The sequence below is a fragment of the Lentzea sp. HUAS12 genome (genome assembly GCF_024125735.1).
Taxonomy (GTDB): Bacteria; Actinomycetota; Actinomycetes; order Mycobacteriales; family Pseudonocardiaceae; genus Lentzea; species Lentzea albida.
Genome location: NZ_CP099738.1, coordinates 9,561,733 through 9,585,588 on the forward strand (window position 1 = coordinate 9,561,733; position 23,856 = coordinate 9,585,588).

At 69.3% G+C, this 23,856-nt stretch carries 25 protein-coding genes; 15 read left to right on the forward strand and 10 right to left on the reverse strand.

Annotated features, from left to right (window positions below):
• The first annotated feature begins 24 nt into the window (after positions 1-24).
• Both pdxT and ND450_RS45095 read left to right on the forward strand, forming a co-directional pair.
• A complete protein-coding gene (gene pdxT / locus ND450_RS45090; RefSeq protein ID WP_253324024.1) occupies positions 25-657 on the forward strand; it encodes a pyridoxal 5'-phosphate synthase glutaminase subunit PdxT in 633 nt (210 codons plus the stop codon).
• On the forward strand, positions 654-1,403 hold the full coding sequence (locus tag ND450_RS45095) for a YebC/PmpR family DNA-binding transcriptional regulator (RefSeq protein ID WP_089913043.1): 750 nt from the start codon (positions 654-656) through the stop codon (positions 1,401-1,403). Before pdxT ends, ND450_RS45095 begins: the two co-directional genes overlap by 4 nt.
• Positions 1,404-1,461: 58 nt before the next feature.
• Here ND450_RS45095 and ND450_RS45100 read toward each other — a convergent pair whose 3' ends face one another.
• On the reverse strand, positions 1,462-2,388 hold the full coding sequence (locus ND450_RS45100; RefSeq protein ID WP_253324025.1) for a chlorophyllase: 927 nt from the start codon (positions 2,386-2,388) through the stop codon (positions 1,462-1,464).
• Between the two features lie 105 nt (positions 2,389-2,493).
• Between ND450_RS45100 and ND450_RS45105 the strand changes: the two genes are divergently transcribed.
• A complete protein-coding gene (locus tag ND450_RS45105; protein ID WP_089913029.1) occupies positions 2,494-3,072 on the forward strand; it encodes a TetR/AcrR family transcriptional regulator in 579 nt (192 codons plus the stop codon).
• On the opposite strand, the gene ND450_RS45110 is transcribed toward ND450_RS45105, so the two are convergent.
• Both ND450_RS45110 and ND450_RS45115 read right to left on the reverse strand, forming a co-directional pair.
• A complete protein-coding gene (locus tag ND450_RS45110) occupies positions 3,040-3,219 on the reverse strand; it encodes a DUF397 domain-containing protein (protein ID WP_253324026.1) in 180 nt (59 codons plus the stop codon). The two genes, ND450_RS45105 and ND450_RS45110, sit on opposite strands and share 33 nt — an antisense overlap.
• Positions 3,216-4,049 carry a helix-turn-helix transcriptional regulator gene (locus tag ND450_RS45115; protein ID WP_253324027.1) on the reverse strand — a complete coding sequence of 278 codons (834 nt, stop codon included), beginning with the start codon at positions 4,047-4,049 and terminating at the stop codon, positions 3,216-3,218. Before ND450_RS45115 ends, ND450_RS45110 begins: the two co-directional genes overlap by 4 nt.
• Before the next feature lie 127 nt (positions 4,050-4,176).
• Here ND450_RS45115 and ND450_RS45120 point away from each other — a divergent pair, with 127 nt between their 5' ends.
• Together ND450_RS45120 and ND450_RS45125 are read left to right on the forward strand one after the other, a co-directional pair.
• Positions 4,177-4,677, forward strand: coding sequence for a DUF4262 domain-containing protein (locus tag ND450_RS45120; RefSeq protein WP_253324028.1), 501 nt, complete (start codon positions 4,177-4,179; stop codon positions 4,675-4,677).
• Positions 4,674-5,141: a GNAT family N-acetyltransferase gene (locus ND450_RS45125; RefSeq protein ID WP_253324029.1), complete on the forward strand. Its 468-nt coding sequence runs from the start codon at positions 4,674-4,676 to the stop codon at positions 5,139-5,141. The genes ND450_RS45120 and ND450_RS45125 overlap by 4 nt, the downstream gene beginning before the upstream one ends.
• 215 nt (positions 5,142-5,356) lie before the next feature.
• Here the strand turns inward: ND450_RS45125 and ND450_RS45130 are convergent, their stop codons facing one another.
• Complete coding sequence (locus ND450_RS45130; protein WP_089913018.1) at positions 5,357-5,920, reverse strand: TIGR03086 family metal-binding protein; 564 nt, start codon at positions 5,918-5,920, stop codon at positions 5,357-5,359.
• A 143-nt stretch (positions 5,921-6,063) separates the two neighbouring features.
• Between ND450_RS45130 and ND450_RS45135 the strand changes: the two genes are divergently transcribed.
• Complete coding sequence (locus tag ND450_RS45135; RefSeq protein WP_371927603.1) at positions 6,064-7,539, forward strand: peptide MFS transporter; 1,476 nt, start codon at positions 6,064-6,066, stop codon at positions 7,537-7,539.
• 167 nt (positions 7,540-7,706) lie between these two features.
• On the opposite strand, the gene ND450_RS45140 is transcribed toward ND450_RS45135, so the two are convergent.
• Entirely contained in the window at positions 7,707-8,981 is a 1,275-nt protein-coding gene (locus ND450_RS45140) for a cytochrome P450 (protein ID WP_253324031.1), read from the reverse strand.
• A gap of 31 nt (positions 8,982-9,012) precedes the next feature.
• Complete coding sequence (locus tag ND450_RS45145; RefSeq protein WP_030470246.1) at positions 9,013-9,606, reverse strand: TetR/AcrR family transcriptional regulator; 594 nt, start codon at positions 9,604-9,606, stop codon at positions 9,013-9,015.
• Positions 9,607-9,746: 140 nt separating this feature from the next.
• Between ND450_RS45145 and ND450_RS45150 the strand changes: the two genes are divergently transcribed.
• The 8 genes from ND450_RS45150 to ND450_RS45185 all read left to right on the forward strand — a co-directional run bounded on the left by ND450_RS45150 (position 9,747) and on the right by ND450_RS45185 (position 20,527).
• The gene (locus ND450_RS45150; RefSeq protein WP_177229658.1) at positions 9,747-9,899 is read left to right on the forward strand and encodes a hypothetical protein; all 153 of its coding nucleotides are present in this window, start codon (positions 9,747-9,749) and stop codon (positions 9,897-9,899) included.
• 524 nt (positions 9,900-10,423) lie between these two features.
• Positions 10,424-12,850 carry a PQQ-dependent sugar dehydrogenase gene (locus tag ND450_RS45155; protein WP_253324032.1) on the forward strand — a complete coding sequence of 809 codons (2,427 nt, stop codon included), beginning with the start codon at positions 10,424-10,426 and terminating at the stop codon, positions 12,848-12,850.
• 147 nt (positions 12,851-12,997) lie between these two features.
• Positions 12,998-14,197: a glutamate-cysteine ligase family protein gene (locus tag ND450_RS45160; RefSeq protein WP_371927604.1), complete on the forward strand. Its 1,200-nt coding sequence runs from the start codon at positions 12,998-13,000 to the stop codon at positions 14,195-14,197.
• Positions 14,194-15,483 (forward strand): ergothioneine biosynthesis protein EgtB, encoded by a 1,290-nt coding sequence (gene egtB / locus ND450_RS45165; RefSeq protein WP_253324034.1) that lies wholly within the window; start codon positions 14,194-14,196, stop codon positions 15,481-15,483. Before ND450_RS45160 ends, egtB begins: the two co-directional genes overlap by 4 nt.
• Positions 15,484-15,487: 4 nt before the next feature.
• A complete protein-coding gene (egtC, locus tag ND450_RS45170) occupies positions 15,488-16,213 on the forward strand; it encodes an ergothioneine biosynthesis protein EgtC (RefSeq protein WP_253324035.1) in 726 nt (241 codons plus the stop codon).
• Positions 16,210-17,181, forward strand: a complete 972-nt coding sequence (gene egtD, locus ND450_RS45175) for an L-histidine N(alpha)-methyltransferase (RefSeq protein WP_253324036.1) — start codon at positions 16,210-16,212, stop codon at positions 17,179-17,181. The genes egtC and egtD overlap by 4 nt, the downstream gene beginning before the upstream one ends.
• Before the next feature lie 63 nt (positions 17,182-17,244).
• Entirely contained in the window at positions 17,245-18,843 is a 1,599-nt protein-coding gene (locus ND450_RS45180) for an alpha/beta hydrolase (RefSeq protein WP_253324037.1), read from the forward strand.
• 79 nt (positions 18,844-18,922) lie between these two features.
• Entirely contained in the window at positions 18,923-20,527 is a 1,605-nt protein-coding gene (locus ND450_RS45185; RefSeq protein ID WP_253324038.1) for an alpha/beta hydrolase, read from the forward strand.
• Here ND450_RS45185 and ND450_RS45190 read toward each other — a convergent pair.
• From ND450_RS45190 to ND450_RS45205, 4 genes are read right to left on the reverse strand one after another with little or no spacing between them, the layout of a single operon-like run.
• Entirely contained in the window at positions 20,512-20,844 is a 333-nt protein-coding gene (locus ND450_RS45190; RefSeq protein WP_253324039.1) for a hypothetical protein, read from the reverse strand. The two genes, ND450_RS45185 and ND450_RS45190, sit on opposite strands and share 16 nt — an antisense overlap.
• Entirely contained in the window at positions 20,841-21,560 is a 720-nt protein-coding gene (locus ND450_RS45195; RefSeq protein WP_253324040.1) for a sulfite exporter TauE/SafE family protein, read from the reverse strand. Before ND450_RS45195 ends, ND450_RS45190 begins: the two co-directional genes overlap by 4 nt.
• A 34-nt stretch (positions 21,561-21,594) precedes the next feature.
• Positions 21,595-22,515: a sigma-70 family RNA polymerase sigma factor gene (locus ND450_RS45200; RefSeq protein ID WP_253324041.1), complete on the reverse strand. Its 921-nt coding sequence runs from the start codon at positions 22,513-22,515 to the stop codon at positions 21,595-21,597.
• Positions 22,512-23,474 carry a YafY family protein gene (locus ND450_RS45205; protein ID WP_253324042.1) on the reverse strand — a complete coding sequence of 321 codons (963 nt, stop codon included), beginning with the start codon at positions 23,472-23,474 and terminating at the stop codon, positions 22,512-22,514. Before ND450_RS45205 ends, ND450_RS45200 begins: the two co-directional genes overlap by 4 nt.
• 181 nt (positions 23,475-23,655) lie before the next feature.
• Here ND450_RS45205 and ND450_RS45210 point away from each other — a divergent pair, with 181 nt between their 5' ends.
• Positions 23,656-23,847 (forward strand): S1 RNA-binding domain-containing protein, encoded by a 192-nt coding sequence (locus ND450_RS45210; protein ID WP_089912976.1) that lies wholly within the window; start codon positions 23,656-23,658, stop codon positions 23,845-23,847.
• Positions 23,848-23,856 lie beyond the last annotated feature (9 nt).

Here is a 23,856-nt window from a genome sequence, read left to right on the forward strand (position 1 = left end):
TCCGGCTCGAATATGCTGGTGAGCATGGTTGTCGCTGCTCCTCCCGTCATCGGCGTGCTCGCCCTCCAGGGCGATGTCCAGGAACACCTCGTGTCGCTCGCTCAGTGCGATGTCACGGCACGGCCCGTGCGCAGGGCCGAGGAGTTGGACGAGCTGGACGGGATCGTCATCCCCGGCGGCGAGTCGACGACCATGAGCAAGCTGCTCGACAACTTCGAGCTGCTGGAGCCGTTGCGGGCGAAGATCAAGGCCGGGTTCCCCGCCTACGGGTCGTGCGCGGGCATGATCCTGCTGGCCAACGACGTGCTCGACGGGCGCGAGGACCAGCACCAGCTCGGCGGCCTGGACATCACGGTGCGCCGCAACGCGTTCGGCAGGCAGGTCGACTCGTTCGAGACCGACCTCGACCTGGCTGGCGAGAGTGTGCACGCCGTGTTCATCCGTGCGCCGTGGGTGGAGTCGGTGAGCGGGGACGTGGAGGTCCTCGCTACGGTGCCCGTTACGGCTGAGGCGGGCGATGCCGCCGGTAGGATCGTCGCGGTCAGGCAGGGCAAGGTGCTGGCCACGGCGTTCCACCCGGAGCTCACGGGGGACGAGCGCGTCCACCGCCTGTTCGTGGACATGGTTCGTGGTTTGACTGGTTCGGAGGAGAAATGAGCGGCCACTCCAAGTGGGCGACCACCAAGCACAAGAAGGCCGCCATCGACGCCAAGCGCGGCAAGCTGTTCGCGCGGCTGATCAAGAACATCGAGGTGGCGGCCCGCACGGGTGGTGGGGACCCGGACGGCAACCCGACGTTGTTCGACGCCATCCAGAAGGCCCGGAAGAACTCGGTGCCGCTGGACAACATCGAGCGCGCCCGCAAGCGCGGTGGCGGTGAAGAGGCCGGCGGCGCCGACTGGCAGACGATCATGTACGAGGGCTACGGCCCCAACGGCGTCGCGGTGCTCATCGAGTGCCTCACCGACAACCGCAACCGCGCCGCCACCGAGGTCCGGACGGCGATGACGCGCAACGGCGGTTCGATGGCCGACCCCGGTTCGGTGTCGTACATGTTCAGCCGCAAGGGCGTCGTGATCGTGCCGAAGGCGGGCACGACCGAGGACGACGTGATGATGTCGGTGCTCGAGGCCGGTGCCGAGGAGGTCAACGACCTGGGCGAGGCCTTCGAGGTCGTGTCCGAGGCGGGCGACCTGATCCCGGTCCGCAAGGCGCTGCAGGACGCGGGCATCGACTACGAGTCGGCCGAGTCGAGCTTCCTGCCGTCGGTGTCGGTCCAGCTCGAGGCCGAGGGCGCGAAGAAGATCTTCAAGCTGATCGACGCGCTGGAGGACTGCGACGACGTGCAGAACGTCTTCGCGAACTTCGACGTGTCGGACGAGGTCATGGCCGAGGTCGGCTGAGACCCCGCACGGACGGACGCCGGTCACGCAGCACGCGTGGCCGGCGTTTCTCGTCTGCTCACTTCACGTCGAGGTGGCCGACCGGGTCGAGGTCCTCGGCCTGCACCTGCTTCCACGCCAGCTCGTCGACACCGAGGGCGTCGCGCAGGAACGCCCAGGACGCCCGCCTGATCACCGCGACGCGCGCGGGGTCCTCGTCGGTCGTGTCCGTGGCGTTGTAGGCGTGGATCCCGCCGAGCGAGTGCTCGCCGCCGAACAGGGTCAGCAACGCGCGGGAACCCTTGCTGTGGTGGTGGACGTCGGTGAACCAGTCGGGGCCGCGGGTGCTGAGCATCGACTGGTCGTGGTCACCCGCGACGGTGAGGAACGGCGTGGTCATCTCCTCGAAGTCCGGGTACATGAACGAGCCGAAGTTCTCCTGCGCGAACGGCGTCAGGTCGTCGCCGCCGAAGCCGGTCGCGGCGAAGAGCACGCCCGCCTTCACCCGCGGGTCGGCCAGGTTCGGGCCCGGCCGCCCGTCGGCGTCGAGGACGCGGGCGCCGAGGAGCATGCCGATGGTCTGCGTGCCCCACGAGTGGCCCGCGACGGCGATGCGGTCGAGGGAGGCGCGCTCGCCCAGGCCGGGAACGGCCGCGAGAAGCTGCTCCAGGTCGTCGACCACCCGCTGGACGTCCTGCACGCGGAAGCGCGCGATCTCGGGGTAGCGGGGGTCGGCCGGGGTGAGGCCGAGGGTCAGCGAGTCGAGGAACGTCGGCTGGACGACGACGAACCCGTTGCCCGCCCAGAAGTCCACGATCGGGTCGTAGTTCGACATCGACCCGCTGAAGCCGTGGGCCAGCACGACGATCGGGAGATCGGTGCCGGTGGCCGGTGCGGAGACGCGCACCTGGAGGTCGTCGCCGCGGTCCGGCGCGGGCAGGACGATCCCCTTGACGCTGATGATCGGCGTGGTGAAGGTGGGCAGCGCGGTGCTGGTCACGGGCATGACAGAGTTCCCCTGAGAGGTGTGGGTGAGCTGATAGGCTCCTAATCGGAGCGCGGTTCCGAATATACGGAGCAACGTTCCGGTTGGCAAGGGAGGAGTTGTCGCGTGGGTGCAGGAGAGCCGGTGGCCGCGAAGCGGGCGGACGCACGGCGCAACGAGAAAGCGCTGCTCGACGCCGCCGCGGCGGTGTTCGTCACGGACGGGGTGGATGCGCCGGTGCGCCGCATCGCCGCCGAGGCCGGCGTGGGCATGGGGACGATCTACCGGCACTTCCCGACGCGCGCGGACCTGGTCGTGGCCGTCTACCGGCACCAGATCGACGCGTGCGCCGAGGCCGGACCCGCGCTGCTCGCGTCGGCGGAGTCGCCGTTCGCGGCGCTGCGGGACTGGGTGGACCTCTTCGTGGACTTCCTGGTGACCAAGCACGGCCTCGGCGCCGCGATGCGGACCGACCCCGAGGGTTTCGCGGGCCTGCACGGGCTCTTCCTGGACAGGCTGCTGCCGGTGCTCGCCGACATCCTCGGCGCGGCGCGCGAGGCCGGCGAGATCAGGGCGGACATCCCGCCCCTGCACCTGTTGCGCGCCATCGGGGACATCTGCGCGGGGGCCGAGGGAGCCGGCCCCGACTACGACGCGCGGTTCGCCATCGGCCTACTGCTCGACGGGTGCCGCTACCTCGGCTGAGGCCATCTTCAGGAACGCAGACCACGCCTGCGCGCTCACGGGCAGGTGGGTGGCCGGTGCCTTGCTGTCCCGGATGCCGACGCCGTGGCCGACCTCCACGCAGTTGTCGCCGGTGCCGCTGTAGGTGCTCTTGCGCCAGTTGGTCATTGGAGACCCTCCAAGATGCTGTTGATCACCGCCCTCGATTGTTCCTCATCCAAGGCAACGGCAGCGAGCCTCTTCAGGATGGCTTCATAGGTGTCGACCGTCTCCTTGTCGTCGAAGAACAAGCAGCATCGGACGCTCTCGATGTAGACGACCGGCGGGAACTTCGGGAACTTCATCACGCGGAAGTCGCCCGAAGTGCCCGCGTGCATGCCGATCGACCTGGGGATGATTCGAAGGCTGATGTACTTCCGCACCGACATCCGCAACAGGTGTGCGAGCTGCTCGCGCCACACCTCTTCGCCGCCGACGGGAAGCAACAGGGCCTGTTCGTGCATGTAGAAGTTGAACGTCCGGCCCGGTTCGAGGATCTCCGCTCTCGCCACGCGTGCGGCGACGAGCGGCGGCACGTCCTCGGCCTCGACCGGCGCCGATTCGGTCACCACGGTGATGTATTCGGGGATCTGCAGCAGGCCGGGCACGAGGCTCATCGACCAGCAGTCGATCTGGTCGGCGTCCCTCTCCTGGTTGATCAGCGTGCGGACCTGGTCCGGGACGCCGTCCTCGGGGATCTGGACGTAGAAGCTGCCTGACTCGCGGAACAGGGCGAGCAGGCGTTCACGCTCGACGAGCGGCACGCGGCAGTAGGCGAGCAGGGTGGCGACCTCCAGCTCGGTCACGCCGCCCTTGCCGGACAACATGTCGGAGAGCTTGGCCTCCTGCCAGCCGAGCAGTTCGGCGAGCCGGCGCTGGGTCAGTCCGGTGCTCTCGATGGCGGCGCGGACGCCGTTGCCGAACTCGCGGCCCACCACGCTGGACGATCTCTTGGGCATCCCCGGAAGGTAGGGCCGTGGCCCGCGAAAGCTCTATCGTTTCGCGTCAAATCTGCCTGAAGGTGGGAGCGTTGGAACAGCTCCAAGCAGGCATAAGGCGCTTCGGGGGTGCCGTAGGCTGGGTGCCGTGCTTTCCGACGAAGACATCGAACTGCGGGCGCGCCTGCTGTCCGCGGCCGACCGGCACGGCCACACCAACATCGTCGTGAACCCGGACGCCGAGGGCCCCGGTTACGTGTTCTCGGTGGGGGCCTGGCGGCGGTTCGGCGTGGCGGAGGCCGTCGTGATCGGGCTGCCGCAGGGCATGGGCGAGAACCTGATCAACATGTACGTGAAGCGGGCCAGCGGCGGGGAGCGGTTCCAGCCGGGCAAGCCCTACGACGACTTCTTCGAGGGCGTGCCGGTCGTGTTCGAGCGCGTCTACAAGGGGTTCTACCCCGAGTTCTTCGGGAGCGCCTACCTGCTCTACGACGGGTCGGAGTTCGCCGCGGTGCAGATCATCGTGCCGACGCCGCAGGGGCAGTGGCCGTGGCAGCCGGATGCACCGGAGGGGTTCCACGACCACCAGATCATCCTCACGGCGAGCGGCCTGCCGGAGAGCTGGACGCCGGGGGTCACCGGGCCGTGAGCGTCCACATCGGACCGTTGACCGAAGCGCACGCCGGCGAGGTCATGACCGTCCAGCGCGCCGCCTACCTGCGGGAAGCGCGGCGGTACGGGGCCTGGGACCTGCCGCCGCTGGTCGAGACCCTGGAGGAGGTCCGCCGCCACCTCGCCGACGGCACGCCCGCGCTCGGCGCGTTCGACGGGACGCGGCTCGTCGGGTCGGTGCGCAGCCGGGTCGACGGGGACCGCATGGAGGTCGCGCGGCTGTCCGTCGCGCCGGACGTCCAGGGCGGCGGGGTCGGCCGCAGGCTGCTGGAGGCGATCAGCGGGCGGGCGCCGGAGACCGTCCGCGTGGTCTGGCTGTTCACCGGTGCCGAGAGCGACGCGAACATCCGGTTCTACGAGAGCGCCGGGTTCGTCCGGGCCGGTGAGCACCTCGACGCCACCGGCATCGCGTGCGTCACCCTGGAGCAGAAGGTCGTCTGACGTTCAGGGACGGTGCTGCTCCGGGCGAGACCAGAACGTTGTCAGCTGGACGTTGTCCGCTTTTCACGCCACGACACCGGACAACGATCACCCTGTAGAACTGCGGTGCGGCCGGCCGGTCCGGGGGGATCCGGTGGCCGCGGCCGGGGGAGGAGCGCCCCGCAACGCAGGAGGCACAGGGGGCTGCGTTGCGGGCCGCTTCAACCACCAGAGGACTAGGGCTTGCGTCCCAGCAGGCCGATGAGTCGCGTCTGGTCGTCGGCGTCCGGCGGAACGGGGACAGGTGAGTCGAACATCGACGACCCGCTCCAGTCGTCGACGTTGTCCTCCACGTAGGACAGCACGGCCGACGCGAGTGCCGGGTCGATCCGCTCGTCCGCTCCGATCGAGCGCGCCAGGTCCCAGGCGTGGACCGCGAGATCCGCGGTCATCTGCCAGCAGTACTCCTCGGCGTCCATCGTCCCGCTCGACACGCTCACGGACCTGCCCAGCGCCGACGGCTCCAGCCACGCCTCGCGGGCCGCCGCGGCCGCCACCACCCAGGACACGAGCGGGTCGTCACCCAGGTTGTCGTGGTCGAACCGGTCCCCGACCTGGTCCACCGTGCAGCCGGCGAGCAGTTCCGGGGCCCAGAGCTGCTCGTGCACGAGGTGGCCGACGAGGTCTCTGACCGACCACTCCCGGCAGGGGGTGCCGAGGGTCCACTGGTCCGGTGCGACCTCCCGCACCCGCCGGTCGAACTCCGTCATCGCCACGCCGTGCGCCTGGATCAAGTCCATCCCAGAAGTGCATCAAATCCTGACCGAACCCGCAGCCCGGCGTGAGAGCTGGGCCACTCGGGCGCAACCTGATTTGCCAGCCGTACACGCGTTCGGCGTAATCTCGACCGGATCCGCCGTGACATCGTTGACACGAAGGGACGATGACTGTGAGCGCTCCTAGCGCCAGCATCTCCGCGCAGGACAAGGGATTCTTCGGGCACCCCCGAGGCCTGTCCACGCTGTTCTTCACCGAGCTCTGGGAACGGTTCTCGTTCTACGGGATGAAGGCCATCCTCGGCCTCTACCTGTGGACAGCCGTCTCCGAGGGTGGCCTGGGCGTCGACAAGGCGCTCGCCCTGTCGGTCGTGGCCATCTACGGCACAGCGGTCTACATGTCCGGTGTCGCGGGCGGCTGGCTCGCCGACCGCGTCTGGGGCGGCCAGCGCGCGACGTTCTACGGCGGCGTGCTGATCATGTGCGGTCACATCGCGCTGGCGATCCCGATCGGCATCACGGGCGTCTACCTCGGCCTGATCTTCATCGTCTTCGGCACGGGCCTGCTCAAGCCGAACATCTCGACCGTCGTCGGCGGCCTCTACGCCCGTGACGACCAGCGCCGCGACGCGGGCTTCACGGTCTTCTACATGGCGATCAACATCGGTGGCTTCGTGTCGCCGCTGATCACCGGCGCGCTCGCGGACGGCATCGGCTTCCACGCGGGCTTCGCGGTCGCCGCGGTCGGCATGGCGCTCGGCCTGATCCAGTACCGGATGGGCCGCAAGCACCTGCGCGGGTCGGCCGCCGTGCCCACGAACCCGTTGCACCCGAAGGAGAAGGGCCGCGTCTACGCCCTCATCCTCGGCGCCGCCGTCGCCATCGCCGTGCTGGGCGTCGTGGCGTACCTGCTCGGTGACGTCGAGGGCGTCATCCTGCTGATCAGCATCATGTCGGTCGTGCTGCCCATCGGGTACTTCACCGTGATGCTGCGCAGCAAGAAGACGCTGCCGGAGGAGAAGCCGCGCGTCATCGCCTACATCCCGCTGTTCATCGCGGCGGCGATGTTCTGGCTGATCTTCGAGCAGAGCGCGTCGGTCATCGCGGAGTTCGCCGACTCGCACGTCGACAACCACGTGTTCGGCTGGGAGTTCCCCGTCGCCTGGTTCCAGTCGATCAACCCGATCATGATCATCGCGCTGGCGCCGGTGTTCGCCTGGATCTGGTTGAAGCTCAAGGACCGCGCGCCCTCGACCCCGCGGAAGTTCGCCGGTGCCCTGGTGCTCGTCGGCCTGTCGTTCGTGCTCATGTTCTTCGCGAGCAACTCGGCCGCCGACGGCAAGGTGACGCCGCTGTGGCTCGTGGTGATGTTCCTGATCATGACCGCGGGTGAGCTCATGCTCTCGCCGGTCGGCCTGTCGGCCACGACGAAGCTCGCGCCCAAGGCGTTCGCGTCGCAGACGATGAGCCTGTGGTTCCTCGCGACCTCGGCCGGCACCGGTGTGGCCGCGCAGCTCGTGAAGTTCTACACGACCAGCCCGTCGGCGTACTTCCTCACACTGGGCGGCGCGGCCGTGGTCCTCGGCGCCGCTCTCGCCGTGGCGGCCCCGGCCATTCGCAAGCTCATGGCGGGCGTCGAGTAGGGCTTTGAGGTGAAAAGGTGAGAGGAAGGCCCGTCGCGGCGGCGGTGCGGCGGGTCTTCCTCTCGCTTACAAGCATGCACTACGGATAAGTGTCATTGGGGCACGAACATTGCTCCAGCCGGGTGAAGTCGAGCACGCGTCGCAACAAATTTCGCCCCAGGTCAGCATTACTTCACCGCGAGTGACCGTTTGGTTTCGTTCGCTCGAACCGGAAGTCGCAACGCGCCGCGGATCAACTTCGACTTCCTGCGCGTCACCGGTCCGTCGGCGACGAGGTCCGGGAAGCGCTTGAATAGTTCGTGCAACGCGATCGAGCCCTCGATGCGGCTCAGTCCCGCGCCGATGCAGTAGTGGATTCCCGCGCTGAACGCGAGGTGCTCGCGCGCGTTGGACCGCGTCGGGTCGAACCTCAGCGGGTCCTTGAAGACGCGCGGATCGCGGTTCGCCGCCGCCAGCATCAGCATCACCGGCATGCCCTTCGGCAACGAGACCCCGGCGAGCTCGAGGCGTTCCTTCGGCCAGCGGATCGTGTACTGCACGGGCGGGTCGAGCCGCAGGACCTCCTCCACGAACCCCTCGGCGTACTCGGGGCTCTGGCTCAGCGGCGTCACCGTGTGCGGGTTCTCGAACGCCTTCAGCACGCCGTTGCTGATCAGGTTCACCGTCGTCTCGAACCCGGCGAAGAGCAGAAGGCCGGTCGTGGCGACCAGGTCCTCGCGGCTCAGGTCCTCGTGCTGCGTGACGAGGTGGCTGACGATGTCGTCCTTGGGATCGCGCCGGCGCTCGGCGATCAGCCCGTCGATGAAGTCGTTGTACTCGACGATCGTGGCGTGCAGCTCCTTGAGCTGCTTGTGCGACCACACGCCGTCGAGCGTCTCGGCCAGCGAACTGCCCCACCGCGCGAAGAGCGCCTTGTTCTCGTCCGGCACGCCCAGCAGGTCCGCGATGACCTGGATCGGCACCTGCGAGGCGAACTCCGCGACCACGTCGAACCGGTCGTCCAGCCGGTCGAGGTAGTCGGTGACGATCTTCTTGATGGACTCGGTGCGGTCCTTGAGCGCACGGGGCGTGAAGAAGGGCTGCACCAGCTTGCGCAGCCGCGTGTGGTCCGGCGGGTTCTTCATCAGGAACGAGTCCTGCACCGGGTTGACGATCTTCTCGCCGTCCCGGATCAGGGTGATCGGCACCATCGACGCCTCGTCGAACGTGGCGGTGACGAACCTGTTGTCCCGCAGCACCGAATCGCAGATCGCCCGGCTCGGCGTGACGTACGCCCCCATCCGGCTGCGCACCATGTCGCCCTTCGCACGCACCTTCTCGTACATCGGGTACGGGTCGCGGTCGGGCGGCGAAGCCATGACGCCCGCGTACGGGTCACCCATCAGCGCGTAGCCGCGGACGAGCGTGCGCAGTGCGAAGAACTGGACGGTGGTCTTCAGCATGGGTCCACACTGCGGTTTCGGGCAGGTGGTTTCAAGAGCTGCGGCGGTGCCTGCGCACGGTTTCCTCTACTAGATCGAGTACAGGTTCCATGTCGTCCGCCGGAAGCCCCATCGCGAGGTGTGAGACGAGGCCTTCGAGGACCAGTTCGAGGAAGCTCGTCAGCACCGTCACGTCGACGTCGTCACGCAGGTTGCCGGCCTCGCGCTGGCGGATGAGGCGCTGGCGGGTGGCCGCGGTGAGCTGTTCGCTGCGTTCGGCCCACCGCGCGCGGAAGTCCGGGTCGGTGCGAAGCCTGCGGCTGACCTCGAGACGCGTGCCGAGCCAGTCGGCGGCGTGCTCCTCGGTGCGCTTCTCGGGTTCGTCGAGGAGGTCGCGCATGACCTGGACGAGACCCTGCTCGGCCACCACGTCGGCCATCCGGAGGGCGTCGTCCTCGGCCAGAGCGAGGAAGAGCGACTCCTTGTCGCGGAAGTGGTGGAAGATCGCACCGCGGGAGAGGCCCGTGGCCTCCTCGAGGCGGCGTACGGTGGCACCCTCGTAGCCGTGTCGCGCGAAACAGGCACGCGCGCCGTCGAGGATCTGACGGCGGCGGGCGTCGAGGTGGTCCTGACTCACCCTGGGCACTGGTAGATGGTGGCAGGGGGAGGGCGGGAAATCCAATCCGTACGTACGGATTGGACCCTGTCGCCCGTGTGATCCTTTCGAGTGGATCATGTGGGGCGGCTGGGCCGGTTCGGCTGGGGTTGGTTTTATCCTTCCGGCTCATGGAGACGCAGGAGGTTCGCCCGTTGTCGGCGCTGGTGGAGCGTCTGGGGTGGCAGCGGCGGGAGTCGACTGGGGTCCACGTGGTGGATTTGCTGGTTTCGCGTGGGTTTTCGGATTTGATCGCGGTTTTGGCTGAGAACCGGGAGCGGTGACGGGTTCCGGGGACGGCTTGCGAGGGTGGTCCCTCCGGTCTTGACGAGTTCCGGGGTGCGATCGGGGTGCGGCTGCCCCTCGCCTCGAGGTTCATGCGGCTCGCTTCGCATCGCCACGCCAGGCTGGATGCGTGGTCGGCTTTCGCATGCGGCTGTTCGGTCGGTACCGCGCGCCGGGCCTTGCGTGTGTTGTTGTGGCGGGTGGGCGTGTGCGGTTCGCACCACGCCGGGCCTGCGTGCAGGGTCGTGTCGCGGGGTCGCCACCACCTGCGTTCGCTCGCGCCTCCCGCTGTCGACCGGGATACGTCTCGGGTTCCGGTAAGCGCTTTCCCGCACCTCGGCGGCGGGGTTGACTCAAGCGGCCCGTGGTGGTGTGATCTGCGCAACAGTCAGGAAAGTTTCTTGTCTATACCGCTGGACACCGCCGCCGCTTCGTCGTGATCCCCCTGGGAGGCACAACAGTGGTACCGAGAAGAGGCCGGGCGCTTGCGTTCGGTGTGATGGGCGTTGCCTGGGCGACAGCCGTGGCTGTGGTGTCCGTGCCGGAGTCCGCTCTTGCGGCGCCGGTGCGGTACGAGGCCGAGAACGCTGCCGTGTCGCAGGGTGTCGTGGAGTCGAACCACGCCGGGTTCTCCGGGGCCGGGTTCGTGAACGTCGACAACGTGGTGGGCAGCTCGGTCGAGTTCACGGTCACCGCGGCGAAGAGCGGGCAGGTGAAGCTCGTCTTCCGGTACGCCAACGGGAGCGCGGACAACCGGCCCGCCGACGTGAGCGTCAACGGGGCGTTGGCCGTCGACGAGCGGGCGTTCGCGGGGACCGGCGCGTGGACGTCGTGGGTGTCCGCTGAGAACACCGTCGCGCTCAACGCCGGGGTGAACAAGATCAAGGTCACCTCCACCGGGGCCACCGGCGGGCCGAACCTCGACTACCTGGAGGTCGAGGAGGCAGCTCTGGAACAGGAGGCCGAGGACGCGGTCATCGGCCAGGGGGTCGTGGAGTCGAACTGGGCCGGGTTCTCCGGGCGCGGGTTCGTCAACTACGACAACGTCGTCGGGTCGTCCGTCGAGTACGTGATCAACGCCGAGTCCGGTGGGGAGCACGACCTCGTGTTCCGCTACGCCAACGGGACGACGGCCGACCGGCCCGTGTCGGTGACCGTGGACGGGGCCGGCGCGCAGGTCGTGTCGTTCCCCGGGACCGGGGCGTGGACCACCTGGCAGACGCGCACCGTCAAGGCCACGCTGCACGCCGGTGCCAACAGGATCAAGGCGACCGCCACGACGGCCAACGGCGGGCCCAACGCGGACAAGTTGACGGCCGTGCTGGTCGGGCCGCCGGACAACGAGGCGCCGACGCCGCCGCGCAACCTGCAGTTCGTCGGTTCCACGCACAACTCGGTGTCGCTGAAGTGGGAAGCGGCGACCGACAACGTCGGGGTCACCGGGTACGACGTCTACCAGCACGGGCAGCTCGTCACGAGTGTCGGGAACGTGCTGGAGGCGACGGCCACCGGGTTGCGGCCCGACGTCGAGTACGACTGGACCGTGTTCGCGAAGGACCGCGCGGGCAACGTCTCGCAGGCCTCCAACAACGTGCCCGGCCGCACCAAGCCCGCGCCCGCCGACACGCAGGCGCCCACGACGCCGGGCACCCTGCGGTCCACGGGCGCCACCTCGACCAGCGTCTCGCTCGCGTGGGGCGCGTCGAGTGACAACGTGGGGGTCACCGGGTACGAGATCCACCTCGACGGCGCGCTGAAGCAGACCGCGGACGGGTCGGCCACGTCGGCGACCGTCGCCGGGCTCACCACCGGGCAGACGTACCGCGCGAAGGTGCGGGCGAAGGACGCGGCGGGCAACCTGTCGGCGTTCTCCAACGAGATCTCCGTCCGGCCGGCGGCCGGTGGGGGCACCGGGGTGCCGAACCCCGGCGCGGTCAAGCAGATCGTGGCCGGGGTCGACGTGGCGTGGGGGCTCGCGTTCCTGCCCGACGGGTCGGCGCTGGTGACCGAGCGCGAGACGTTCAACGTGCTGCGCGTGACCGAGGCCGGCGCCAAGACCACCATCGGCAAGGTGCCCGGGGCGATGGGCACGAACGGTGAGGGCGGTGTGCTCGGCATCGAGGTGTCGAAGAACTTCGCCACCGACCGGTTCGTCTACGTCTATCACACCTACAGCGGTGGAAACCGGCTGGTCAGGGCCCAGTTCGACGGCTCGCAGCTCACCGGCTGGACGACGTTGCTCGACGGCGTGCCGAAGAACCGGTACCACAACGGCGGGCGGTTGCGGTTCAGTCCGGACGGGCGGTACCTGTTCGTCTCGACCGGGGACGCGCAGAACGGCAACAACGCGCAGAACCTCAACACCAACGCCGGCAAGATCCTGCGGCTCAACGCGGACGGCTCCATCCCGTCCGACAACCCGTTCCCCGGCAAGGCGATCTGGAGCTACGGGCACCGCAACGTGCAGGGCCTCGACTTCGACTCGCAGGGCAGGCTGTGGGCGTCGGAGTTCGGCAACTCCCAGCAGGACGAGGTGAACCTGATCACCAAGGGCGGCAACTACGGCTGGGAGCCGTGCGAGGGCACGATCGGCAACTGCGCCGGCACCATCGCGCCCAAGAAGACGTGGTCGACCTCGCAAGCCTCGCCCTCGGGCCTGACGATCATCAACGACCACGTGTTCGTCGCCACCACCGTCGGCCAGCGCATCTACCGGATGCGCATCGACGCGAACGGCAACCTCGTCGACCAGCAGACCTACTTCCAGGGCACCTACAACCGGCTGCGGACGGTCGAGGTGGACGCCGAGGGCGACATCTGGCTGACGACCACGACCGACAAGGACGGATCGGCCGGGAACGACCGGATCCTGCACATCGACGTGGTGTACGAGGGCGGCGCGTCAACCGCCAACACGGTGCCGCGCGGCCGTTTCGGTGCCACAACGTAAGACGCCCCGCCAACCAGTGGGACGGTTGCCCGTGTGCACGCATGCACACGGGCAACATCACTTGTTTCGTAAGGATTTGAGAGCTGCGAGTGTCAGACCCCGCGTGTAGCGTCGAACGGGCCAGACGATCACGGGGAGTGTGGCAGCGTGACTGCGTTGCGTACCAAAAGGGCGCCGGCGAGGTTCGCCGATCGCGCCGAGGCCGAGGCCTACGTCGCCTCGGTCTGTTTCAAGCACGGTCCACCGAGGCTCTTCGGCGTCGAGCTCGAATGGACCGTGCACCACGCCGAAGACCCTTCGCAGGTCCTCGATCGACATAGGCTCGCCGCCGCGCTCGGCGACCACGCACCACCCACGCTAGTCCCGGACAGCCCCCAGCGGCCGCTTCCGAGCGGCACACCGCTGACCGTCGAACCAGGCGGGCAGGTCGAGATCTCCACCCCTCCCTGCACCAGCCTCCCGGACCTCTTCCAGACGGTCTCCCAGGACATCTCCCAGCTCACCGCCATGCTCGCCAACCACGGCCTCGTGCTCGGCGACAAGGGCGCTGACGTGCACCGACGTCCCACGCGGATGTTGCAGGTGCCCCGGTACGCCGCGATGGAACACGCCTTCGCGCCGCTCGGCGACGACGGCATCTCCATGATGTGCAACACCGCCGGCTTGCAGGTGTGCATCGACTTCGGCGAGCAGAAGCACGTGCAGGACAGGTGGGCCGCCGTGCACCAGCTCGGGCCGGTGATGATCGCGCTGTTCGCGAACTCGCCGAGCATCGGCGGCCTGCACCAGGAGTGGGCGTCCGCGCGCATGCGGGCGCTCTACGGCTGTGATCCCGTGCGCACCAGACCGAGTGCCGTGTGCGCCGATCCGGCCGCCGCCTACGCGCGAAGAGTCGTCGACACCCCGGTCATCGTGGTGCGCGGGCCGAGCTCCAGCTGGATCCCGGAGCGCCGGTTCACGTTCGCGGAGTGGCTGGACGGGGCGCACGACCGCGCTCCCACCAGCGACGACCTCGACTACCACATGTCGTTGATGTTCCCGCCGGTCCGGCCGCGCGGGTACATGGAGATCAGATACCTCGACACCCCCGCACCGGGCGGGTGGATCGCGCCGAGCGCGCTGCTCGTCGCGCTGTTCAGCGACCCGTCCGTTGTGGACGGTGTGCTGGCGGCGACGGAACGGGCCGCCGGGCGGTGGCTCGTCGCCGCGCGGTACGGGGTGGCGGACGAGCGCATCGCGCGCGCCGCGAAGGACGTCGTGGCCCTGGGCATCGAGGCGTTGCCCCGCACGGGCCTCTCCCGAGAACAGATCAGCGCCATCAGCCAGGAGCTTGAGGGGAAGCTGTGACCGAACAACTCCGCGAGCAGGTGGCGGAGGAACTGCTGCGTTCGCGCGCGCGTTCCACCGCCCTGACCGACGCCGTCGACGAGCACGACCTCGTCCGGCAGCACTCGAAACTGATGTCGCCGCTGGTCTGGGACCTGGCGCACATCGGCAACCAGGAAGAGCTGTGGCTCGTCCGCGACGTCGGCGGACGCGAACCGGTGCGCAGCGACATCGACGAGTACTACGACGCGTTCAAGTTCGCCCGCAGCGTGCGGCCCGAGCTGCCGCTGCTGAACCCGCGCGAGGCCCGCCAGTACGTCGGCGACGTGCGCGGCAAGGTGTTCGACGTGCTCGAGAAGGTGCCGCTCGAAGGCCGCCGGCTCGTCGAGAACGGGTTCGCGTTCGGCATGATCGTGCAGCACGAGCAGCAGCACGACGAGACGATGCTGGCGACGCACCAGCTGCGCAAGGGCGACCCGGTGCTGCACGCGCCCGCGCCACCGGCCGGAAGTCTCGTGCCCACAACGGAAGTGTTCATTCCGGGCGGACCGTTCGAAATGGGCACTTCGGACGAACCGTGGGCCCTGGACAACGAGCGGCCCGCGCACGCCGTCCACGTCGACTCGTTCTTCATCGACACCACGCCGGTCACCAACGCCGAGTACGCCCAGTTCATCCTGGCCGGCGGGTACGACGACCGTCGCCTGTGGATGGACGAGGGCTGGGAGCACCGCACCACGGCGAAGCTCGTGGCGCCGAGGTTCTGGCAGCGCGAGGAGAACTCGTTCGTGCGCACGGCGTTCGGCGTGACGGAACCGATCGTGCCGGACGAACCCGTTGTGCACGTGTGCTTCCACGAGGCGCAGGCCTACGCGACGTGGGCGGGCAAGCGCCTGCCCACGGAGGCCGAGTGGGAGAAGGCGGCCCGGTTCGACACGGCGTCGGGCAAGACCCGCCGCTACCCGTGGGGCGACGAGGAGCCGACCGAGGAGCACGCGAACCTCAACCAGCGCCACCTGCGCCCGGCTCCGGTCGGCGCGTACCCGGCGGGTGCCTCCCCGGCGGGGGTGCACCAGCTGATCGGTGACGTGTGGGAGTGGACCTCCAGCGACTTCGGTCCCTACCCGGGCTTCGAGGTGTTCCCGTACAAGGAGTACTCCGAGGTCTTCTTCGGGCCGGACTACAAGGTGCTGCGCGGCGGGTCGTTCGGCACCGACAGGTCGGCGATCCGCTCGACGTTCCGCAACTGGGACTACCCGATCAGGAGGCAGATCTTCGCCGGCTTCCGCTGCGCCAGGGACGCCTAGGCCGATGTGCCGCCACCTGGCGTACGTGGGCGCCGCCGTGCCCGTCGCGAGCCTGCTCTACGACGCACCGCACTCGCTGGAGCACCAGTCCTACGCGCCCGCCGACATGCGGGCCGGCGGAACCGTGAACGTCGACGGCTACGGCGTCGGCTGGTTCCCCGGCCCGGTGCGGTACCGGCGCGCCGGGACGTTGTGGAGCGACCCGAACCTGCGCCAGCTCGCGGCGGGGGAGTCGACGGCGATCTTGGCGGCGGTGCGGTCGGCGACCACGGGCATGCCGGTGTCGGACGCGGCGTGCGCGCCGTTCACCGACGGCACGTGGCTGTTCAGCCACAACGGCCGCGTCGACGGCTGGCCGCACACCGTCGCGGGCCTCGCGAAGACGCTCGACGTCACCGACCTGCTCACGATGGACGCCCCCACCGACTCGGCTCTGCTGTGGACGGTGCTGAGGCGTCGGCTGGAGACGGGGGAGGAGCCGGCGACGGCGCTCGCCGAACTCGTGCGGGAGGTCGCGGACGCGGCGCCGAAGTCACGGCTGAACTTCCTGCTGACGAACGGAAAAATGCTCTCGGGGACGACGTGGACACACGCCCTGTGGGTGCTGCAGAAGGGCCAGGGCGTGACCCTCGCGTCCGAACCGCTGGACGACGACCCGGGCTGGCGGGAGATCCCCGACCGGCACGTGGTCACCGCTGATCCATCCACTGTGGAGGTTCGACCGATATGACCGAGCCGGTGCTGGACGTTCATCTCAAGCCGGAGGACGCCGCACACGCGCTACGTGCCGACGTGCGGGCCGGACTGACCGCGGACCCGAAGTGGGTCTCGCCGAAGTGGTTCTACGACGCCGTCGGCAGCGCGTTGTTCGAGGACATCACGCGGCTGCCCGAGTACTACCCGACCCGTGCTGAACGCGAGGTGCTCGCCTCCCGCGCCGGCGAGATCGCGGCGACCACGGGCGCGCACTCGCTGGTGGAGCTGGGGTCCGGTTCGTCGGAGAAGACCAGGCTGCTGCTCAGCGCGTTGCGGGAGCACGGGACGCTGCGCGAGTTCGTGCCGCAGGACGTGTCGGTGTCGGCGCTCACCGAGGCCGCGCACGCGATCATCGCGGACTACCCGGGCCTGCGGGTGCACGGCGTGGTCGGCGACTTCACGCAGCACCTCGCGCTGCTGCCCGGTGAGTCGCCGCGCGTGGTCGCGTTCCTCGGCGGCACGATCGGCAACCTGATCCCGGAGGAGCGCGAGAAGTTCTTCCGGACCGTGCGCGACGTGCTGGAGCCGGGGGAGTGGCTGCTGCTCGGCACCGACCTGGTGAAGGACGAGCGGACGTTGGTGCGCGCGTACGACGACGCACAGGGCGTGACGGCGGAGTTCAACCGCAACGTGCTGAACGTGCTGAATCGCGAGGTCGGCGGCGACTTCGACGTCGACGCGTTCGAGCACGTGGCGTTGTGGAACGCCGAGCAGGAGTGGATCGAGATGCGCCTGCGGGCGAAGCGGGCGATGACGGTGACGATCGCCGAACTCGGCCTGACCGTCGAGTTCCGCGAGGGCGAGGAGCTGCGGACCGAGGTGTCGGCCAAGTTCCGCGAGGAGGGCGTGAAGCGGGAGCTGGAGGAGGGCGGGTTCGCCCTGCACCGCTGGTGGACCGATTCCGAAGGCAGGTTCGCGGTCTCGCTCGCCCAAGCCGTGTAGCTCAGGTCACAACCCTCCGATAGGCGGGTACACACGGTGCACGCCCGGTGATGGGCTGCAACGATGACTTCCGCATCTACGCGTGCCGTGCGCGTGGCGCTCGCCAGTGCGCTCGCGCTCGGCACCGTCATCACCGGGCTGGGCAGCGCTTCAGCCCAGCCCGAAGCCGCTTCCGCCGCCAGACCCGCGCAATGGGGTCCGTGTGCGGCGGACGTGCTCGCCGAGATCCCCGCGGCCGAGCGCACCAAGGTCAGCTGTGCCGTCCAGGTGGTGCCCGTCGACCACTCGCGCCCGCGCGGGGACTCGACGGGCATCGTCATGATGAAGCGGCCCGCCGGCGACCCGGCGAAGAAGATCGGCTCGCTGTTCATCAACCCCGGCGGCCCCGGTGGCGCAGGTCTGATCTACAGCGCCTACGGTTCCAGCTTCTTCACGCCGGAGATCCTCGAGAAGTTCGACCTCATCGGCTTCGACCCGCGCGGTGTCGGCCGCAGCGCGCCGCTGCGCTGCTTCCGCACGCAGGAGGAGGCCGACGCGGTCAACGTCGGCTGGTACGCGCTGCCGATCACCCAGGACGAGATCGCCAGCTCGATCCGGCAGTCGAAGGCGTACACGGACTACTGCGGGATCAACGCCGGTCCGCTGCTCAACCACATGTCGACCGAGGCCGTCGCCCGCGACCTCGACGTCATGCGCGAAGCCGTGGGGGACAGGCAGCTCACGTACGTCGGCTTCTCGTACGGCACGCTGCTCGGCGCGACCTACGCGAACATCTTCCCGTCCAAGTCGCGGGCACTGGTGCTGGACGGCAACGTCGACCCGCGGCTGCGGCTGACCGACGGCGCGCAGTACGACCGCGAGCGCGCCCGCGGGTTCGAGATCGCGCTGGACGCGATGCTGAAGCGCTGCGACTCCGTCGGTGTCGAGCGGTGTGCGTTCGCCGGTGACGCGCGCAAGAAGTTCGACGCGCTCCGCGACACGCTGCGCAAGGGCCCCACGACGTTGCCCAACGGCACCCGGGTGACGCTGACCGACGTCGTCGGCCGCACGGCGAGCAACCTGTACAGCCCGACCACGTTCAAGGCGCTCACCGCGTGGCTCCAGTCGATCCACGCCGCGCAGAACCCGTCGGTGGCCGCTGTGGGCGTTCAGTCCGTTGTGGACGTCCCGGTGGTGAACAACCTCGGCGGCCGCGCCGACGTGCGGGCGTTGCCGGAGACGCCGTACACGAGCGACGACTCGTACTACGCCGTGAACTGCACCGACAAGCCGTTCGCGCGCACGAACCGCAACTGGGCCTCGACCGCCGACAGGTGGGAGAAGGAGTCGAAGACGTTCGGCCGCTACCAGGCCGCGTCCGACCTGCTCACGTGCCCGACGTGGCCGACGCGCAACCCGGACCGCTGGATCGGGCCGTGGAACAAGAAGACCAAGAACCCGGTCGTCGTGGTCGGCAACTACTACGACCCGGCGACGCAGTACCTGTTCTCGCAGCGCATGGCCAAGCAGCTCGGCAACGCGCGCCTGATCAGCGTCGACTCGTTCGGGCACTGCATCCTCGGCGACTCGGCCGGTGCCGACGCCGCGGTGACCCGCTACCTCGTCGACCTGACCGCTCCGGCCGACGGACAGGTGTTCCAGCCGAACGCGCAACCGTTCTGACCACCGGTGCCCGCCTGTCGCCGGACAACCCGACGATAGGCGGGTACAAACGGTGCACGCTCGGTGATGAGGTGCATCCGTGACGTCATCCTCTTCTTTGCGTGTGGTGCTCGCGAGCGCGCTCGTGCTCGGCACCATCGTCTCCGGTGCGGGTTCGGCCTCGGCCGAGCCCGCACCCTCCGTCAGACCCGCTGCCTGGGGGCAGTGCGCGGCCGACGTGCTCGCCACCCTTCCGTCCACCGTGACGCCCGAGGAACGCGCACGGCTCTCGTGCGCCACGCAGGAAGTGCCCGTCGACCACTCGCGCCCGCGTGGTGAGAAGACCGGCATCGCCATGATGAAGCGCCCCGCCAACGACCCGGCGCGCAAGATCGGTTCGATCTTCCTCAACCCCGGCGGTCCCGGCGGGTCCGGCCTCATCCGCGGCGCCATCGCGAAGAACTACTTCCAGCCCGCGGTGCTGGACCGGTTCGACATCGTCGGCTTCGACCCGCGCGGCGTGGCCCGCAGCGCCCCGATGCGCTGCTTCCGCACCCAGGAGGAGGCCGCCGCCGTCAACGACGGCTGGTTCTCGCTGCCCATCACGCAGGCCGAGATCGCGAGCTCCATCAAGCAGTCCAAGGCCTACACGGACTACTGCAAGATCAACGCCGGTCCGCTGCTCAACCACATGTCGACCGAGGCCGTCGCGCGCGACCTCGACATCATGCGCGAGGCCGTGGGCGACGCCCAGCTCAACTTCGTCGGCTTCTCCTACGGCACCCTGCTGGGCTCGACGTACGCGAACATCTTCCCGTCGCGCACCCGCGCCATGGTGATCGACGGCAACGTGGACCCGCGCCTGCGCCTGACCGACGGCGCGCAGTACGACCGCGAGCGCGCCCGCGGCTTCGAGATCGCCCTCGACGCCGTGCTGAAGCGCTGCGACTCCGCCGGTGTGGCCAAGTGCGCGTTCGCCGGTGACGCCCGCGGCAAGTTCGAGGCGCTGAAGGCCGCGCTGGCCAAGGGCCCGGCGACCCTGCCGAACGGCACGCAGGTGACGCTGGCCGACGTCGTGGGCCGCGTGGCGGGCGACCTGTACTCGATCGCCAGGATCGCGCCCCTCGCCGCGTGGTTGCAGAGCATCCACACGGCGCTGAACCCGTCTCTCGCGACCATGAGCGTCCAGTCCACTGTGGAGCTCGCCGAGCCGCTGAACAACGGCGCCGGCCGCTTCGACGTCGACCCGCTGCCCGACACCCCGTACACGGCGGACGACTCGTACTACGGCGTGAACTGCACCGACAAGCCGTTCTCCCGCACCACCCGCACCTGGGCCGCCACCGCGGCGAAGTGGGAGAAGGAGTCGCCGACGTTCGGCCGCTACCAGGCCGCCTCGGACCTGCTGACGTGTGCGACGTGGCCGACGCGCCACCCGGACCGCTGGATCGGCCCGTGGAACAAGAAGACGAAGAACCCGATCGTCGTGGTCGGCAACTACTACGACCCCGCCACGCAGTACCTCTTCGCGCAGCGCATGGCCAAGCAGCTCGGCAACGCGCGGCTGATCAGCGTGGACGCGTTCGGGCACTGCATCCTGGGCCGCTCGGCCGCGACGGACGCGGCGGTCGCGAAGTACCTGGTGGAGCTGGTGGCGCCGGAGGACGGGCAGGTGTTCCAGCCGAACGTTCAGCCGTTCGCCTGATCCCCTCGCCGGAAGCGGTGGCGGTGCTCGCGCAGCGCCGCCACCGCGGTCCACACCAGCGTCACCACCACCAACGCCCAGAACAGCCGGTGGTCGTACACCACCTCGACTCCGGGCAACCGGGCGCTCATCTCGACCCCGCGCAGCGTCTCGTAGCTCTCCTGGCCCGTGTACCAGCCGGGCTGGGAGCCGCAGCGCGCACCGGGTTGCTCGCACAGGTCCTCCAGGCCCCTCAACTCCTGGACCGGCGCGTGCACGTACGCGGTCAGCGCCGCGAGCGAACCGATCCCGAGCACCACCCACGCGGGAACCCTCACGACAGCACGCTCCGCACGATCAGCACCACCGCGCTCGCCCCCGACACGACCAACGTCGGCGTCCGCATCCCGTTGGCGTCGAGCCTCGTCCGCAACGGCCCGGACAGCAGGAACCCGGCCACCAGGAACGGGATCAGCAGCACACCGCTCCACAGCTGGTGCGCCGTCACGTTGCCGGTGGCACCCAGCCCTGCGAGCGAGGCGCCCGAGCCGAGCACGAAGAACGCCGCCAGCGTCGCCCGCACCTGCGGCCCGGCCTGGTTCTGGTAGAGCAACGCGACCATCGGCCCGCCGATCGACGTGGCCGTGCCGAACGAGCCGCTCGCCACGCCGGCCGTGACCAGTGACGGCGGTGTCGGGTGCGGGCGCCAGGACGTGATCGACAGCAGTACGCACGCCAGCACGGCGGCCCCGACGACGATGCCGAAGCTGCGCGGGTCGAGCGCGTTGACGATCCAGATGCCGACGGCCGTGCCCGGCAGGCGGCCGAGCATCGCCCAGCCGACGCCGCGCCAGTCGACGTGACCGAACTCCCTGGCGAGCGACATCATCGCGTGCGCGCAGGCGATGACCAGGACCGGAACCGGGACCAGTGCCGGGTCCAGCAGTGCGAGCAGCGGCACGGCGACCAGCGCCAGGCCGAAGCCGATCAACCCCTGCAGCAATCCTCCGCACGCGACGACCAGGCCCGCGACCGCCAGCAACCCCCAGGACATGGTTAGCAAGGCTACACATCGGTGTCCGGGGTGATCAGGCGGTCGGAGGCAGCCCGAAGCTCGGGAACAGGGTGAGGTCGAAGAACGACGACACGCGCGTGATCCGGCCTCGCCCGATCTCCAGCACCTGGAGGTTGAACGGGCGGAACACGCCGTCCTCGGCCCGCAGGTAGAGGCCGAAGGCGGGCTGACCGCCGGCCTCGGTGGTGATCATCCTGGCGCCGTGCGGGACCGCAGGGCACTGGTTCTCGAGGTGCCACGCGACCATCGCCGGGCCGCGGTAGAACTGCGGGAACGGCGGCATCTCCCAGACGACGTCCTCCGCGAACATGCCGATGATCGCCGGGATGTCCTTGGCCTCGAACGCCTTCACCCACCGGTCGAGCAACGCCTTGGCGTCCGCCGGTTCGACGACCTCGTCCTCGGTGAGGTCCTTGAGCTGCGCGTGCGCCCGTTGCAGCGCGCTGTTGACGGCCGCGACCGTCATCTCCAGCTCGTCGGCGGTCTCGGCGGCGCTCAGCCTCAGGACGTCGCGCAGGACGAGCACCGCGCGTTGCCGCGGCGGCAGGTGTTGCAGTGCCGCGACGAACGCCAGCCGCGTCGACTCGCGCTCGGTGACGATCGCGGCCGGGTCCGTCGGGAACGGCTCCAGCCACGGGACCTCGTGGTCCTGCGTGAGCGGATCGGTCTCGGTGGCGCCCTCCGTGCCGAGCCCGAACGGCAAGGGGCGCTTGGCCTTGCCGTCCAGTGCGGTGAGGCAGGCGTTCGTCGCGATCCGGTACAGCCACGTGCGCACGGACGACCGGCCCTCGAATCTGTCGTACGCCTTCCACGCGCGCAGGTACGTCTCCTGCACCAGGTCCTCGGCGTCGTGCAGCGAGCCGAGCATCCGGTAGCAGTGCGCGAGGAGCTCGCGCCGGAACGGGTCCGCGGCGGTCTCGAAGTCCACTGTCATGCCTGCGCTCCGATCGACTTCTGCAGCCGGGTGATGAGCGTACCCACGTGGTCCCTGAGCCGTTGCGGTTCCAGGATCTCGAAGTCGAGGTCCAGGTACAGCAGGTAGAACACGATCCGGTCGAGCGCCTCGGCGCCCGTGCGCATCAGACAGGACGTGTCGTCGACCGGTTCCAGCGACACCGACATCGGCGACGTGCGTTCGGCGACGACCTGCAGCGGCGCGTGGATCTTCAGCACCGCCTGGTAGGTGTAGACGTTGGACGAGATCTGCCGGGAGACGAACTCCCCCAGCGACTCCGCGGGTGGTTCGCGCGGGGTGAAGCGCGCGGCGGGAGCCGGGTGACCGGTGATCCGGTCCACCCGGAACGTTCGCCAGTCCTCTTTGGACACGTCCCACGCGACGAGGTACCAGCGGCGGCCGGTGTGCACGAGACCCTGCGGTTCCGCGAGCCGTTTCGCGGGCTCGCCGTGCGTCGAGGCGTAGGTGAACCGCAGCTGCTGGCGGTCGCGGCAGGCGGCGGCGATGATCGTGAGCGTCTCCGGGTCGACCGTCGGGCCCGCCGCCGTCAGGGGAGTGGTGTGCGTCTGGAGCGCCTGCACGCGCCGGCGAAGCCGGGACGGCAGAACCTGTTCGAGCTTCGTGAGAGCGCGCACCGACGTCTCCTCGATGCCCGCGATGCTGCCGTTCGCCGCCGTGCGGAGCCCGACCGCGACGGCGACCGCCTCGTCGTCGTCGAGCAGCAGCGGCGGCAGTTCCGCGCCCGCGCCGAGCTGGTACCCGCCTGCCGCGCCGGGCAGCGACGTGACGGGATAACCGAGGCTGCGCAACTTGTCGACGTCTCGGCGGATCGTGCGCACGTCCACGCTCAGCCTGTCCGCGAGCTCCGGGCCCGTCCAGTCCCGCCGCACCTGCAACAGGGACAGCAGCTTCAGCAGCCGTGCGGACGTCTCCAGCATGTGACGGATTCTAGATTCCATTGCGGACAACGGCCTGCGGTGGCTAGGGTTGCCGTCATGACTGCCGGGTCGGCCTTGTGCCGTGAGCGGAACGGTTGCCCGGCCCTGACTTGATCAGGGCCCCTCCACCCCGCGCCTGTCCACTTCTGGGACACGCGCACGGGAGAGGAGGTGATGCGCAATGCTTCCCAACGTTGGTGATGTCTTCTCGGGGAAGGTCGTCTCGACCGTTCCCTTCGGTTCCTTCGTCGAGCACCCCGCCGGTGCACACGGGCTCCTGCACGGCCGCCAGGCCGAGGTCGGTGCCTCGGTGCAGGTGAAGGTGCTCGCGGTGGACGTCGAGCAGCAGCGTTTCAGCCTGGAGCTGGCGTGACGTGAGTGC

What these genes read in the sequence shown, in the direction of transcription:
- ND450_RS45135 (WP_371927603.1), top strand. Translation starts at nt 6,064, where the DNA reads ATGACTGTGAGCGCTCCTAGCGCCAGCATCTCCGCGCAGGACAAGGGA.
- ND450_RS45130 (WP_089913018.1), bottom strand. Translation starts at nt 5,920, where the DNA reads ATGGACTTGATCCAGGCGCACGGCGTGGCGATGACGGAGTTCGACCGG.
- ND450_RS45110 (WP_253324026.1), bottom strand. Translation starts at nt 3,219, where the DNA reads ATGACCAACTGGCGCAAGAGCACCTACAGCGGCACCGGCGACAACTGC.
- ND450_RS45095 (WP_089913043.1), top strand. Translation starts at nt 654, where the DNA reads ATGAGCGGCCACTCCAAGTGGGCGACCACCAAGCACAAGAAGGCCGCC.
- ND450_RS45195 (WP_253324040.1), bottom strand. Translation starts at nt 21,560, where the DNA reads ATGTCCTGGGGGTTGCTGGCGGTCGCGGGCCTGGTCGTCGCGTGCGGA.
- ND450_RS45200 (WP_253324041.1), bottom strand. Translation starts at nt 22,515, where the DNA reads ATGACAGTGGACTTCGAGACCGCCGCGGACCCGTTCCGGCGCGAGCTC.
- ND450_RS45100 (WP_253324025.1), bottom strand. Translation starts at nt 2,388, where the DNA reads ATGCCCGTGACCAGCACCGCGCTGCCCACCTTCACCACGCCGATCATC.
- ND450_RS45115 (WP_253324027.1), bottom strand. Translation starts at nt 4,049, where the DNA reads ATGCCCAAGAGATCGTCCAGCGTGGTGGGCCGCGAGTTCGGCAACGGC.
- ND450_RS45205 (WP_253324042.1), bottom strand. Translation starts at nt 23,474, where the DNA reads ATGCTGGAGACGTCCGCACGGCTGCTGAAGCTGCTGTCCCTGTTGCAG.
- ND450_RS45140 (WP_253324031.1), bottom strand. Translation starts at nt 8,981, where the DNA reads ATGCTGAAGACCACCGTCCAGTTCTTCGCACTGCGCACGCTCGTCCGC.
- ND450_RS45150 (WP_177229658.1), top strand. Translation starts at nt 9,747, where the DNA reads ATGGAGACGCAGGAGGTTCGCCCGTTGTCGGCGCTGGTGGAGCGTCTG.
- pdxT (WP_253324024.1), top strand. Translation starts at nt 25, where the DNA reads ATGGTTGTCGCTGCTCCTCCCGTCATCGGCGTGCTCGCCCTCCAGGGC.
- ND450_RS45180 (WP_253324037.1), top strand. Translation starts at nt 17,245, where the DNA reads ATGACTTCCGCATCTACGCGTGCCGTGCGCGTGGCGCTCGCCAGTGCG.
- egtC (WP_253324035.1), top strand. Translation starts at nt 15,488, where the DNA reads ATGTGCCGCCACCTGGCGTACGTGGGCGCCGCCGTGCCCGTCGCGAGC.
- ND450_RS45210 (WP_089912976.1), top strand. Translation starts at nt 23,656, where the DNA reads ATGCTTCCCAACGTTGGTGATGTCTTCTCGGGGAAGGTCGTCTCGACC.
- egtD (WP_253324036.1), top strand. Translation starts at nt 16,210, where the DNA reads ATGACCGAGCCGGTGCTGGACGTTCATCTCAAGCCGGAGGACGCCGCA.